A 12,312-nucleotide genomic window follows, 5' to 3' on the forward strand; every position below is an offset into this window, starting at 1 on the left:
AGCTGTTCAGCACCGGGACAGACACATCCGCCGAGACCGCGGCGGCAGCTTGGTGACTTGGACTGAACGCCACAGCCAAGATCAGGACGGACAGCATGCTTAGCACACGGCTTGCGATGGCTCGTGCGTGAGCAACCCGACGCATAGGACTCCCCGAAGAAAATCAACTTGGCATACACCGCCGATCCGGGGTGCCGAGTTCGCATCCTAAGCGTGCCGAGATAGGGCGCACACAGAGTTCGCCCTTTCGAGGCGAAATACATCCCCTAGGAGCCGTTACACGAGGTCCGCCCACTCCTATCGATGCTGATTGACCTAGCCGCCTCTCGGACGGTCCGAGCGCGGGCCGACGGGACCGGACGCCGGGGTGGCCCGGCGGCTGCCGGCTAGCGTCTGGAAGCTGCGGGCATAGGTCGGCACGACCGAGGAGTCGGTGCGCGGGTCGGGCCGCGCGCTCGTCGGCACCGGCGTGTGGTGGTAGTCGGCCTGGACCCGCTCGGGGGTGACGTCGATGACGGCGTAGCCGTGGCTGATCCCGTCGATGTAGCGCAGCCACGGGTTGAGCTGCTGCGCGGCGCCGATGGCCTGGCGGGTGGCGCCGACGACGACCTCCGGCGGCTGGCCGGCGAGCTGCGCCGTGCCGGCGAGGACCTCGACGAAGCCATCGCTCGTCACGCTCGGGCAGACGAACTCGACGCCGGCCGAGGTGTAGCTCGGGCTGCCCGGGGTCGCCGCGACGGGCAGGTCGCCGACGAACGACGCGTGGATGTCGCCGGTGAGGACGACGACGTCCCCGGAGTCCGCGCTCGGCTGGGCGGCCGCGTGGGTGAGGAGGTTGGTGCGGTCGGCGGTGTAGCCGTCCCACTGGTCGGCGTTGACGAAGGTGAGGCCGGGGGCGCCGAGTGCCGCGCCGGGATAGAGGACGGGCGTGACCATGACCTGGTTGCCGAGGAGGTGCCAGCGGCGGTCGGCCTCGAGGCCGTCCTTGATCCACTCGAGCTGCTCGGGCTCGGGCAGGTGGCGGCCGGGGTGCGCGATGGCGCCGTCGATGGCGGGGTTGAGGCCGACCGGCACGAAGCCGTCGAACGGCACGCCCGGCACGGTCACCTGGAGGCTGCGGTTCTGCCGCGTCTCGACGATGGAGAGGTCGCCGAGGTCGCCGAACGTGAAGCGCCGGAAGAAGCGGGTGCCCCGGTGCGGCGTCGACTGCGACTGGTCGGGCAGGCGGAAGGGCATCCACTCGAGGTAGGCCTGCATCGCCTGCTCCCGGCGCGCGAGGTAGTCGCCCTCGGAGCCCTGGTGGTTGCCGGCGCCCGCGGCCCACGCGTTGTTGGCGACCTCGTGGTCGTCGAAGATCGTGATCCACGGGTGCTGGCGGTGTGCCGCCTGGAGGTCGGGGTCGGCCTTGTGGAGGGCGTGGCGCAGCCGGTAGCCGGTGAGGTCGATGGTCTCGGTCTCGGGCTGGCTGTCGCGCACGCCGGCGAGCGAGGCGGGGCCGTAACGGTCGGCGCCGTTGCCGTACTCGTAGATGTAGTCGCCGACGTGGAGCACGAAGTCGAGGTCGTCGCGCTCCGCGAGAGCCCTGTATGCCGTGAAGTAGCCGCCCGTGTAGTTGCTGCAGCTCACGAGTGCGAGACGGAGGGCGTGGGTCTCGCCGGGGACGTCGCCCGCGGTCTGGGTGCGGCCGGTCGCGGAGAACTCGCCGAGGCTCTGGAAGCGGTAGTAGTAGCGCGTGTAGGGGTCGAGCCCCGTGACGTCGACCTTGACGGTGTGGTCGGTGTCGGGACTCGTCATGACGGTGCCGTGCTTGACGACCCTCGTGAAGCGGGTGTCGCGGGCGACCTGCCAGCGCACCGGGATCGGGGCTCCGAGGCCGCTTCCCGGGGTGGCCACCGGGTCGTCCTTGTGTCTCGTGGGCGGGGTGGCGCGGGTCCAGATGACGACCGCGTCGGCGGTCGGGTCGCCGCTCGCGACGCCATAGCCGAAGATGCCCTTGCTCGCCGGGGCGGCCGCGGCCACCGGGTCGAACGCGCGGGGCAGGGCGAGGGCGGCGCTGGCGGCCGCGACGCCCTTGAGGAGGCTGCGGCGGTCGAGCGCTGCACTGGTCAGCGGGGTCGCGTTCGCCGGGGTGTCGGCCGAGGGGTGCGTCATTCTCCGGAGGCTAGACCTGACATCGGTGGCGCGAAGGCGGTTTGGCGCGGAACCACTCCGTCGGGTCGTGCCTGCTCACTCGCGCTGCTTGCGTCCGCCACTGTGGTGGCTATGCCGTCAATGTGCCGGACGTTGCGTATGCCGGGCCGGCACCTCAGCTGAGGAGGGCTCGGACCTCCTTCTCGATGCCCTCCTGGCGCTTCATCGGGTCGCGGCCGGTCGACTTGGGGACGGTGATCGTCTCGCCGTTGTCGTAGAGCTCGAGGACCCGCGGGTCGACGTAGGAGTTCTTGGCGATCGTCGGGGTGTTGCCGAGGTAGTCGGCGACCTGCTCGACGGCCTCCTTGATCGCCCGCTTCCTCGACGCCTGGGTGTCGCCCGGCTCCGGCGACGCGGCGAGCGCGGCGGCGGCATGGACGGTGGCATGCCAGGTGCGGAAGTCCTTGGCGGTCACCTCGGCGTCGAAGATCTCGTGGAGGTAGGCGTTGACGTCGGACGCCTCGAGGTCGCGCCAGCCGTCGTCGGTCCGGTAGGCGAGGACGCGCTGGGACTTCGACCGGCGCCGTCGCATCTCGCCGATGGCCGTTGCGACGTCCTTGTCGCGGATCGTCACCTGCTGGTCGATGCCGCTCTTGCCCTGGAACTCGAACCGCAGCCCTTCGCCGACCTTGCGGACGTGCTGGCGCTCAAGGGTCGTGAGCCCGAAAGAGCCGTTGGCGTCGGTGTAGACGTCGTTGCCGATGCGGAAGTAGCCGAGGTCGAGCAGACGCACGGCGACAGCGGCGGCCCGCTCCAACGGCATACCCTTCTTGCGCAGATCCCGGGTCACCCGGCGGCGGGCGCCGGGAAGCTGGGCGGCCGCCTCGAGGATGCGGTCGAACTTGAGCTGGTCTCGCTTGACGCGCCACTCCGGGTGGTAGAGGTACTGCCGCCGTCCGGCGTCGTCGGTGCCGACAGCCTGGAGGTGGCCGTTGGCGACCGGGCAGATCCACACGTCCTCCCACGCGGGCGGGATGGCGAGGGAGCGGATGCGCTCGACCTCGTCCGCCGGGAGGCGCTTGCCCGAGTCGTCGAGGTAGGTGAAGCCCTTGCCCGCGCGGCGGCGCGTCCAACCGCGGTCCGAGGGCGAGGTGGTGCGCAGTCGCGTCATGCGGGCCATCGTCGCAGGTCAGGACGACTAATTGCCCGTTCCAGCGCGGCGGTCTGTCCCGGAAGCGGCCAGCCCCAGCGCCCGTCTTCGACGTCTTGCCCCGTCGCGACACGCTCGCTGCGCTCGCCCGTCCCCACGGGGCAAGAGGTCGCCGTCTCAGGGCTACCAGTCGTGGCCGGAGGCGAGGAGGGCCGACTCGAGCTCGAAGCGCTGGCTGCGGGAGAGGGTGCCGTGGCCCTCCGGCACGGGCAGGTCCACGCTGCGGCAGTAGTCCCGCAGCGCGAGGTCGTAGGCCAGCGTGCTCGCGGCGAGGCGCTCGGCCTGGTTTGGCTGGTTGCCCTCCTCGACGTGCCGGAGGTGCTCGGCCAGACGCGCCAGCTCGAGCCCGAGCAGGACCGGCGCGAGCGGTTCCGCAATCCGACGCTGTCGCCGTGCCACGACGACAGGGAGCACGGCGCCGAGCAGCGCCATCGCGACCATTGCGAGGCTCCTGGCCATCACGTTCACCTCGGGACCAGTCTGCTCCGCGTCCCTCGTCGTCCACAACACCGGCGACGACAGGTGGCCCGGAATGCCCTCCTGCGGACGACACCGACGATGAGCCGGCGAGCGGCAGGCAGACCACTCGGTGGATGACGGACGAGCGCGACGGATCAGGCGGCGTGCGACCAGTCGACGCCAGTCACCGGTTCCTCATCGGGGTCGGCGAGGTGCATCGCCTCGAGCTCGGCGACGAAGTCCTCGTCGTCGAGGAGCTCGTGGTCAGCCCACGGGTCGCGCGCACCGGTGTCGAGAGCCCGCCGTCGTCGTTCGGCATCTCTCAGGCGGCCATCTTGTCGTCGCTCGGCGTCACGTCGCATCGCGGCGAGCCGTCCGGGCAGGGCGAGGTCATAGCTCCCGGGCGAGGTGTCCCAGGTGACGGAGCGTCCGTCCTCGTCGGGCGGATGGACCGTCGCGATGAGGCGTCGGTCGTGCACGTGGGTGTGATGTCGCTGGCACAGGAGCGCGGCGTTGCCGAGGTCCGATCGGCCTCCGTCGACCCAGTGGATGACGTGATGGGCGCGGACCCACGACGCCGGGGCGTCGCAGCCGGGCCACGTGCACCCGCCGTCGCGGTGGGTGAGCGCGCGACGCTGGCCGCGCGTGAAGAGACGGGCCGCGCGACCGACGTCGAGCACCTCACCGTCCGCCCCGAGGACGACCGGGATGACGTCGGCGTCACAGGCGAGACGTCGGATGGTGCCGGCGTCGAGGATCGTGCCCGCCGCCGTGGAGCCGACCACCTGGCCGAAAGCCCCCGTCGACGCACATCCGCCCCCTGAGACTCCGGCGACGCCGGCAAGGGCGAGCAGGCGCACGAGGTCGGACAGTCCGATGGTGACGTGGAGCGCGGTGGGCGCCCCAGCGGGACCCACGCCCTCACCGTCGCGAGCGGCGCGTCCGGTGACGATCTCCATCAGGGCTTCGGCGCGACGCTGGCCGTTGGACCGTGGGTCGAAGACACCGGTCTCCGGGTCGGGCACCGGCCGGGCCAAGGGGCCGAGCGCGGCCTCGAACGCGGCGGACTGGTCCGGCGTGAGGCCCAGCCGGTACTCCGTGATGTCACCCTCGGCGACCGCTGGATGGGACAGGTGCGCAGCCGTCCGCAACCGACGGTTCTTGTCCTCCAGCTCACCGTCGAGGCCGTACTGGGCAAGGAGCCGAGTCCGAACCCGCTTCACGTCATGAGCACCGCACAGCGCCCCGTGGTCGAGCATCGCGCGGGCGACGGTGGGAACGGCCGCGGGCTGGAGCCGCTCGGCCAACCGAGCCATCTCGGTGAGGACCGCCTGCGCCAGGGGCAGACCGACCTCGCCGGTGACGACACGCGCCCAGACCACTCCTTCGGGCCGCTCCGCGTCCGCGAAGGCTCCGGCACGCGGCCCGGCCGTCGACCACTGACCGGCAGGGGTGCAGTGAGCAACCTCGGTGGCGAACGCCGCGAGTTGGGCCGCACCCGCCTGCCGGAGCGTCGGCGCGTGCTCGAGGACCCATTCGTGGGCGGATCCGACGCCACGCCTGGCCGAGATGAACTCGCCTCGGTGCGCGGCCTCCGTCGTCACGAGAACCTGCGTTGCGGACGCCCCGGCCTTGACCTCATCGGCCAGCCTCATCGCACGCGCGAGCTCGACACCACTGAGCCTGGGCAGCACCGCCCGCACCCCGGCGGGCGCCACCCGAGCGGCCTCGAGTGCCTGCAACGCGGACTCGGGGGCCACGTCGCCGCCGGTCGTCTGTGCGGTGCACGCCTGCTCATCAAGACCACTCGTCGCGCCCTGCGCCTGGCCGGCGTCGAGGGCCGGGGCGGCATCCCTCATGCCACCCCAGCCCTCGCTGCCGTCCCCCACGTCCATGCTCCATGGTCTCGAACATCTGTTCGACTGTCAAGACCTGAGCCGCGCGACTCCCGGTCACGTCCCTGTCTGTGGGGTCGCAGCGCGGGGGATGCAGTCACGACTGGGAGCAACCCCGGACCGTGCTGACGACATTCGGCACCGACGCGGGAGCGGATTGCCCGACCATCACGGACACCGCCCCGCTGTCAGGGCGCGAGGTCGACGACGGTCTCGCGACGCCCCCGCCGGGCGAGGTAGCCGTGCCACAGCAGCCGCGCCGCCGTCGACCGGTGCGGCCGCCACTGCTCACCCAGCGCCTCCAGCTCGACACCGACCGGCACCTCGTCGAGGCCGAGCCGCTCCGCGACGGCGACCTGCAGCGCGCGGTCGCCGATGGGCCACACGTCCGGCCGGTCGAGGCACGCCAAGAGATAGGCCTCGGCCGTCCAGCGACCGATTCCCGGCAGGGCGGTCAACGCAGCGGCCACATCGTCGTCCGCCATCCCGTCCAGGGCGACCAGGTCGAGCTCGCCCGACTCGACCGCATCGGAGAGCGCCCGAAGGTAGCGGTCCTTCTGTCGCGAGACGCCGTCCTCGCGCAGCTCCTCCGGCGTCGTCGCGAGGACCGCCGCCGGCGTCATCGCCCCTGTGCGAGAACGGATTCGGCCATACGCAGCGGCGGCCGACGCGAGCGAGACCTGCTGCTCGAGGATGAGGAGGACGAGGCTCGGGAACCCCGGCGGCCGGGACCAGCGCTCGGGCATCCCGTGGTCCTCGAGCTCGGCTGCGAGCGCCGGGTGCATCGCCGCCACCTCATGGACGTGCGCCTCCCACGCCCGCCGGCCCACGGCCTCCAGGTCATCCACCGATGTCAGGGAGTGAGCCCGGTCGCGGACGCGACCCACTGCCACATCCGTCGCCGCTCGTCCGAGGTCGGCGAGTTGCGCCCGAAGAAGGAGGTCGACCGCTCCCGCCTGTCCATCCACAGCCCGCCACCACGAGGCCGCGGCGACGCAGCGACCAGCCACGTCGACGTGTCGGCGCCCTCGTCGGCGTCGCGCAGGATCGGCCCCATGACCTTGTCGAACGTCGGCAGCGACTCGGTGACGCCGGGCGTCGCGGCCCAGCCGGGGTGCATGACGTAGACCGCGATCCCCGCCGCGGCCCACCGCACCGTGAGCACCGGCAGCAGCTCGACCTGGGTGCGCTTGCTCCGGGCATAGGCCGTGGCCGGGGCGTAGTCACCGCGCTCGTAGTCAGGGTCGTCGACGGGCAGCGCCTGCGCATACATGCCACCCGACGTCACCAGCACGACGCGCGCATCGTGACCCTCGAGCTTGGGCAGGAGCAGGTCGGTGAGCAGCACCGGCCCGAGGACGTGGATCGACATCGACAGCTCGTGACCCTGCGGCGATTCGGTGCGCTCGGGCGGCATGGCCCCGGCGTTGTGGACGATGGCGTCGATGGGTGGCGCGTCCGCGAGCATCGCCTCGGCACAGGCGCGCACGCTGTCGAGGTCGCCGAGGTCGCACACCCAGGTCGTCGACGGCCCGGTCAGCTCACGCGCCACCTTCTCGGCCTTGTCGGCGTTGCGCACGACGAGGTGCACGTGCGCCCCGAGGTCGCTCAACTGGTGCGCGGTGGCGGTGCCGAGCCCCGAGGTAGCACCCGTGACGACGACGTGCTTGCCCACGAGCGAACCCGGGCGCGGGTCGGCCGGCCACGACGGGAGGCGACGGCGCACGGCATACCCGATCTTCGAGAATCCGGGCACGACGGTCCGGTCGAGCGCCGTGTCGAGGGCCCCGGAGAGCGCTGCCAGCACCATCAGTTCGCCGCGTCGAGCAGGGCCCGGCAGGCATCTGCGCAGGCGCGACAGGCCTCGGCGCAGATGCGGCAGTGGTCGTGGTGCTCGGCGTGCTGGGCACACTCCTGCGCGCACTCGGTGCAGACCGCGATGCACGCCTCGACGATCGCCCGCCAGGAGTCGCCGTTCGGGCCCGGGCGCGACAGGATGTCGGCCGTGGTGCGGCAGATCGCGGCGCACTGGTTGTCGAGGTCGATGCAGCGGGTCATCGACCCGGCGTCCTCGCCGTGGAGGCACGCGTCGGAGCAGGTGGCGCAGGTGCTGGCGCAGGCGTGGGCGGCGTCGATCGCGGCTCGCAGCAGCTCGAGGTCGAAGGTGTCCTTCTTCGGGTGGGTGCTGAGGATCTCGTCCATGTTCCGACCCTAGGACCGTTTGGCCCACGACGGCGGCGCAGGCCTTGAGCATCGCGCCCGACGGGAGGACGCTGGGGTATGGGCGTCGTCGAGTTCGAGCTGGCGCGGGTCGTGCACGCGCCGATCGGCGACGTCTTCGACCGCCTCGCCGACATCGAGGGCCACTCCGACTGGATGCCGAAGCGCGGCAGCATCCACCGCACCTCGAAGAAGACCTCACCCGGGCCGGTCGGCGTCGGCACGACCTACGTCGACCGCACGTCGGTCGGGTCCATGCCCGGTGACGTCGTCGAGTTCGAGCGGCCGACGCGCCTCGTCTACCACTGGTGGGACCGGTCCAAGGGTGGGCGGCTCAAGGCGGAGGGCTGGCCGGGCTACCGGCTCGAGGCCAAGGGCGACCACACGACGATCGTCCACCACCACGCCCGCGTCGAGACGCACGGCCTGCACCACCTCGCCACCCCGGTCTACTCATGGCTCGCCCGGCGTGAGCGCACTGCCACCGTGGAGGCCCTCCAAGCCTCCTTCCACCCTCACGACTAGTCATCCGTCGCTGCCCGTAGGCCGGCTCCTTCCGTATGCCGTCCGCTCGCGTGTGCCTGCCGCGCCCGTATGCCGGCCGGGCACCTCGCGCGCGAGTCCCGCGAAGGTGGGCGGACGGCATACGGGCGGGTGAGTCGGCAACTACGCTCGGGAGGCATGACGCAGACGCCTCTAGAACTGGGGCTCGACACCTTCGGTGACATCGCGCTCGGCCCGGACGGGGAGCCGCTGCCGGCCGCCGTCGTCATCCGCGAGGTGCTTGCCGAGGGGCAGCTCGCGGACTCCCTCGGCCTCGACTTCTTCGGGGTGGGTGAGCACCATCGGCCCGACTACGCGATCTCGGCGCCGGACACCCTCCTCGCCGGGCTCGCGACGACGACCCGGCAGATCAGGCTCGGCACGTCGGTCACGGTGCTGTCGTCCGACGACCCGATCCGGGTGTTCCAGCGGTTCTCGACCGTCGATGCGCTCTCCGGCGGGCGGGCCGAGATCTGCGTCGGCCGCGGGTCGTTCATCGAGTCGTTCCCGCTCTTCGGGCTGTCGCTCGACAACTACGAAGTGCTCTTCGCCGAGAAGCTCGACCTCCTCGCAAAGGTGCTGCAGGAAAGGGCCTTCGACTGGGCGGGCACCATCCGTCCCAAGGTCTCGACGAACGGTCCGGTCATGCCGCCGACCGAGTCGGGCCACCTGCGCACCTGGGTCGGCGTGGGCGGGACGCCGGCGTCGGTCGTGCGGGCCGCGCAGTACGGCATGCCCATCGTCATCGCCATCATCGGCGGCTCGTCGGCGTCGTTCGCGCCGCTCGCCGACCTCTACCGCCGCGCGTGCGAGGAGCTCGGCAACACCGGGCTGCCGATCGGGGTGCACTCGCCCGGGCACGTCGCCGAGACGGACGAGCAGGCGGTCGAGGAGTACCTGCCGCACTTCATCGAGCAGATGCGCAAGCTCGGCCGCGAGCGCGGGTGGGCGCCGATGAGCGAGGAGGCGGCACTGGCGCAGGTCGGGCCCGAGGGTGCGGCCTACTGCGGCTCGCCCGAGACGGTCGCGCGCAAGATCGTGGCCACGTGCCGGGTGCTCGGGGCGTCGCGCTTCCAGTTCAAGTACTCCAACGGGCGGCTGCCGCACGACCTGCGCATGTCGTCGATCCGGCTCTTCGGCGAGCAGGTGGCGCCGCGGGTGCGTGAGCTGCTGGCCGAGGGCGCCGATGACTGACCCGGCTCGCGCAGCTGCCGGACTCGACGTCATGGAGCACTGCCGGCTGCTGCTGCGCGGCGTCGCCGTCCTGCACTCACGCGGTTTTGAGCTGGCACGGGTCGTCAGCGGCATGGCGCCGTCGGGGATGTACTGGCGGCTCAGCATCGTCTCCGCCCGCGACCTCGATCCGCGTGACCCGTTGGGGCGCACGGTCCGCACCGGCGCCGAGCCCATCTGGTGGACCTCGGGTCAGAGCCCGGAGTTCGCCGGGGTCGAGATGACGTCGCGCACCACACCCGATGAGGTCGCGGACGTCGTGCTGCGCACCCTCGGCGAGGGCAGTCTGAGGGGCGAGGACACGGCATACACGCGTTGGTATGCCGGCCTGCTCGCCGAGTGCGACCGCGCCGGCACCGTGCCGGTCGCCTTCTCCGACTCGTGGGAGCCGCATGGCTGGCAGGTCGGGTTCGGTGGTCCCGACCACGAGCCTCCGCCACCGCCTCTCTTGGGGTGAGGCCGCTGGTTCGGGGCCGGTCAGCGGTCGCGAAACGGGTAGGAGGCGAGGATCCGCTCGTGGTGGGCACGCTCGAGCTCGCCCCACCTCGGGTCCATCGCGCCGAGCCATTCCTCGGCGAGAGCGAACCACTGACGACGTGAGTCCTCTCCGCGCCGACGGTGACGGGCCTCGTGTTTCGTCGCGACCTCCATGACGTGCGAGCGCATGACGAGCCGGACGAGCTCGTCGACGTCGTCGGTCCACTCCTCGCTGACGACCCTGCCTCGCTCGTTGGCCCGCAGGACCAGCCGGCCGCCTTCCTCGCGGTAGTAGGGGTAGCCCGCGTCGAGGTTCTCCGTGTCGGTGACGTGCCAGGGGCGCCGGCCCGAGAGCCGCTCGAGGTGCGCGACGTGCTCGTCGATGCGGCGCGCGACCTCGGCAAGGCGGTCGGAGGAGGGCATGCGCACAGTCTGCTGTTGCCGGCCTGCCTGTGGACAACGCCGCGGTGGGTCTCGCGGACTGGACGATGCTGGGCGGACGCTCCCGAGTGGCGAGATCGCGGGACGTGCCTAGGCTGGAAGCCAGTTCGTGCTCGGTTTTCGCGTTCTTGCGCGGGGGCGGGCCCACGTGAGGGGGAGAGTTCCGATGCGGTCAAGTTCCACCATGTCGTATGCCGTCGCGCTCGCGACCGCGGCCTGCCTGGCGCTCGCGGGGTGCGCCGACGGTGACGCCGCGAAGCCGAGCGCGACGCCGTCGGGGTCGGGTTCGAGCAGTGCGTCGGGAACGGCAAGTCCGTCGGCCTCTCCGAGCGGTTCGGCCTCGGCGTCGCCGAGCGCGACGGCGTCGGTGACCGTGCCTGCTGCGGCCCGGGCGCACACCGAAGCCGGAGCCATCGAGTTCGCCAAGTTCTACATGCTCGAAGCCGACAAGGCCTACGTATCCCTCGACTCCTCGACCTTGCAGTCCTTGGCCGGGCCCAACTGTGAAGGTTGCCAATCGGCCATCGACGGGGTCGCAGAGTTCAAGTCGGCCGGAGAACGACAAGTACGTCCATCGATGACGATCGCGGCTACGAACCCACTGCCCAACAGCACGAAGGACGTCGCGCAGGTCCAGGTGCAGATTCGAGCCGCCGAAGTGGACATCGTCAACGCGAAGGGTGCAGTCGTTGGGGCTACTGAGACTGGCACCACGGTCTACCGGTTGGCGATTCGATGGATGTCGAACGGCTGGCGAACCGCGGATCTCGGACTTGAGCAATGAGAACCTCAGCCACTCTCGGCGTGGCCTTGGTCGCCCTCTCGCTCGTGACCCCGGCTGCTTCTGCTGCTGCTGAGAAGAAGAGAAAAGGCCTCACAAGCAACCTCCGCAATGACGGGATCATCGTGAAGGCGGTGGAGAAGAAAGCCGCATGGGACGTCGACCTCCCCGCGGGTGCCCAATGGAGTGACGCCCAGCCGGTGTCGAGCGGGCCGACGTGGGAGTACCGCGAAACGCTGGGCTGCGGATCCACGTCGAACCCCGACGCACCGAACGACCTCTCGTCCTGCTCCCTCGCCATCTCCGCGTGCCCTCCCGTCGCAGGTCGAGCGGTCAACCAGCTCTATCTGTGGCGGCGGATCGTCGGGACGACCCGGTGGTTCTTCAACGGCACGACCTGCGGCAGCGCGAACCTCCCCAACACCGTCTCCACCCCGCCACCCACGCCGACCCTGGCCGACATCCTCGCCGCGTTCCGCGAGCTGCCCTTCGGCAAGCCGACGGTCAACATCCAGCCCGAGGGAGACGTCACCCTCGTCAACCTCCCGACCTACTTCGAGGCACAGTGGCCCGCAGGTCGGCTCGGTCCCGGTGACGTGAGCAAGCCGGTGCAGCTGCTGTCGTGGTCGGTCGAGTTCAGGATCGACCCAGCCCGCTACGACTTCGACTTCGGCGACGGCTCCTCTTCCGGTTGGACGACCGACCGCGGCGGGCCACACCCCGACGGCGGCATCCGGCACACCTACGACCAGTCCCGGCCGCAGGCCCAGGTCAAGGTCGACGCGACCCTCACCGGCTCCTACCGCGTCGGCGGCGGAGCGTGGGTGCCGCTCGACGGCCTCGCCGACCTCCAGGACGAGCCCGTGACGACCCTCCAGGTCCGCGAGGCCAAGGCTCGACTGCAGACCAGCTGACCCCTCGAA

The 12,312-nt window shown here is 71.1% G+C and carries 13 protein-coding genes; 5 read left to right on the forward strand and 8 right to left on the reverse strand.

Features of this window, described 5'->3' with window-relative positions:
* Positions 1 to 315: 315 nt before the first annotated feature.
* The 7 genes from N798_RS07175 to N798_RS07205 all read right to left on the reverse strand — a co-directional run bounded on the left by N798_RS07175 (position 316) and on the right by N798_RS07205 (position 7,896).
* Positions 316 to 2,151, reverse strand: a complete 1,836-nt coding sequence (locus N798_RS07175; protein WP_229708886.1) for an alkaline phosphatase D family protein — start codon at positions 2,149 to 2,151, stop codon at positions 316 to 318.
* A 154-nt stretch (positions 2,152 to 2,305) separates the two neighbouring features.
* Positions 2,306 to 3,301 carry a DNA topoisomerase IB gene (locus tag N798_RS07180; protein WP_035947414.1) on the reverse strand — a complete coding sequence of 332 codons (996 nt, stop codon included), beginning with the start codon at positions 3,299 to 3,301 and terminating at the stop codon, positions 2,306 to 2,308.
* A 162-nt stretch (positions 3,302 to 3,463) separates the two neighbouring features.
* On the reverse strand, positions 3,464 to 3,799 hold the full coding sequence (locus tag N798_RS07185) for a P-loop NTPase family protein (protein WP_156971651.1): 336 nt from the start codon (positions 3,797 to 3,799) through the stop codon (positions 3,464 to 3,466).
* A gap of 155 nt (positions 3,800 to 3,954) precedes the next feature.
* On the reverse strand, positions 3,955 to 5,694 hold the full coding sequence (locus N798_RS17245) for an HNH endonuclease signature motif containing protein (protein ID WP_052117018.1): 1,740 nt from the start codon (positions 5,692 to 5,694) through the stop codon (positions 3,955 to 3,957).
* A gap of 188 nt (positions 5,695 to 5,882) precedes the next feature.
* Positions 5,883 to 6,542: a DNA-3-methyladenine glycosylase family protein gene (locus N798_RS07195; protein WP_052117028.1), complete on the reverse strand. Its 660-nt coding sequence runs from the start codon at positions 6,540 to 6,542 to the stop codon at positions 5,883 to 5,885.
* Between the two features lie 5 nt (positions 6,543 to 6,547).
* Entirely contained in the window at positions 6,548 to 7,504 is a 957-nt protein-coding gene (locus N798_RS07200) for an SDR family NAD(P)-dependent oxidoreductase (protein ID WP_052117019.1), read from the reverse strand.
* Positions 7,504 to 7,896 (reverse strand): four-helix bundle copper-binding protein, encoded by a 393-nt coding sequence (locus tag N798_RS07205; RefSeq protein WP_035947417.1) that lies wholly within the window; start codon positions 7,894 to 7,896, stop codon positions 7,504 to 7,506. Before N798_RS07205 ends, N798_RS07200 begins: the two co-directional genes overlap by 1 nt.
* A gap of 78 nt (positions 7,897 to 7,974) precedes the next feature.
* Here N798_RS07205 and N798_RS07210 point away from each other — a divergent pair, with 78 nt between their 5' ends.
* The 3 genes from N798_RS07210 to N798_RS07220 all read left to right on the forward strand — a co-directional run bounded on the left by N798_RS07210 (position 7,975) and on the right by N798_RS07220 (position 10,147).
* On the forward strand, positions 7,975 to 8,439 hold the full coding sequence (locus tag N798_RS07210) for an SRPBCC family protein (RefSeq protein WP_035947419.1): 465 nt from the start codon (positions 7,975 to 7,977) through the stop codon (positions 8,437 to 8,439).
* 156 nt (positions 8,440 to 8,595) lie between these two features.
* Positions 8,596 to 9,651 carry an LLM class flavin-dependent oxidoreductase gene (locus N798_RS07215; RefSeq protein ID WP_035947420.1) on the forward strand — a complete coding sequence of 352 codons (1,056 nt, stop codon included), beginning with the start codon at positions 8,596 to 8,598 and terminating at the stop codon, positions 9,649 to 9,651.
* Positions 9,644 to 10,147 (forward strand): hypothetical protein, encoded by a 504-nt coding sequence (locus N798_RS07220; protein WP_156971652.1) that lies wholly within the window; start codon positions 9,644 to 9,646, stop codon positions 10,145 to 10,147. The genes N798_RS07215 and N798_RS07220 overlap by 8 nt, the downstream gene beginning before the upstream one ends.
* Before the next feature lie 20 nt (positions 10,148 to 10,167).
* Here N798_RS07220 and N798_RS07225 read toward each other — a convergent pair whose 3' ends face one another.
* Entirely contained in the window at positions 10,168 to 10,590 is a 423-nt protein-coding gene (locus tag N798_RS07225) for an Imm63 family immunity protein (RefSeq protein ID WP_035947423.1), read from the reverse strand.
* Positions 10,591 to 10,792: 202 nt separating this feature from the next.
* Between N798_RS07225 and N798_RS17250 the strand changes: the two genes are divergently transcribed.
* Together N798_RS17250 and N798_RS07235 are read left to right on the forward strand one after the other, a co-directional pair.
* Complete coding sequence (locus N798_RS17250) at positions 10,793 to 11,392, forward strand: DUF6318 family protein (protein WP_052117020.1); 600 nt, start codon at positions 10,793 to 10,795, stop codon at positions 11,390 to 11,392.
* A gap of 20 nt (positions 11,393 to 11,412) precedes the next feature.
* Complete coding sequence (locus tag N798_RS07235; protein ID WP_229708890.1) at positions 11,413 to 12,303, forward strand: hypothetical protein; 891 nt, start codon at positions 11,413 to 11,415, stop codon at positions 12,301 to 12,303.
* Positions 12,304 to 12,312: the final 9 nt, after the last annotated feature.

Source organism: Knoellia flava TL1 (genome assembly GCF_000768675.1).
GTDB lineage: Bacteria > Actinomycetota > Actinomycetes > Actinomycetales > Dermatophilaceae > Knoellia > Knoellia flava.

What these genes read in the sequence shown, in the direction of transcription:
- N798_RS07175 (WP_229708886.1), bottom strand. Translation starts at nt 2,151, where the DNA reads ATGACGCACCCCTCGGCCGACACCCCGGCGAACGCGACCCCGCTGACC.
- N798_RS07180 (WP_035947414.1), bottom strand. Translation starts at nt 3,301, where the DNA reads ATGACGCGACTGCGCACCACCTCGCCCTCGGACCGCGGTTGGACGCGC.
- N798_RS07185 (WP_156971651.1), bottom strand. Translation starts at nt 3,799, where the DNA reads ATGGCCAGGAGCCTCGCAATGGTCGCGATGGCGCTGCTCGGCGCCGTG.
- N798_RS17245 (WP_052117018.1), bottom strand. Translation starts at nt 5,694, where the DNA reads ATGGACGTGGGGGACGGCAGCGAGGGCTGGGGTGGCATGAGGGATGCC.
- N798_RS07200 (WP_052117019.1), bottom strand. Translation starts at nt 7,504, where the DNA reads ATGGTGCTGGCAGCGCTCTCCGGGGCCCTCGACACGGCGCTCGACCGG.
- N798_RS07205 (WP_035947417.1), bottom strand. Translation starts at nt 7,896, where the DNA reads ATGGACGAGATCCTCAGCACCCACCCGAAGAAGGACACCTTCGACCTC.
- N798_RS07210 (WP_035947419.1), top strand. Translation starts at nt 7,975, where the DNA reads ATGGGCGTCGTCGAGTTCGAGCTGGCGCGGGTCGTGCACGCGCCGATC.
- N798_RS07215 (WP_035947420.1), top strand. Translation starts at nt 8,596, where the DNA reads ATGACGCAGACGCCTCTAGAACTGGGGCTCGACACCTTCGGTGACATC.
- N798_RS07220 (WP_156971652.1), top strand. Translation starts at nt 9,644, where the DNA reads ATGACTGACCCGGCTCGCGCAGCTGCCGGACTCGACGTCATGGAGCAC.
- N798_RS07225 (WP_035947423.1), bottom strand. Translation starts at nt 10,590, where the DNA reads ATGCCCTCCTCCGACCGCCTTGCCGAGGTCGCGCGCCGCATCGACGAG.
- N798_RS17250 (WP_052117020.1), top strand. Translation starts at nt 10,793, where the DNA reads ATGTCGTATGCCGTCGCGCTCGCGACCGCGGCCTGCCTGGCGCTCGCG.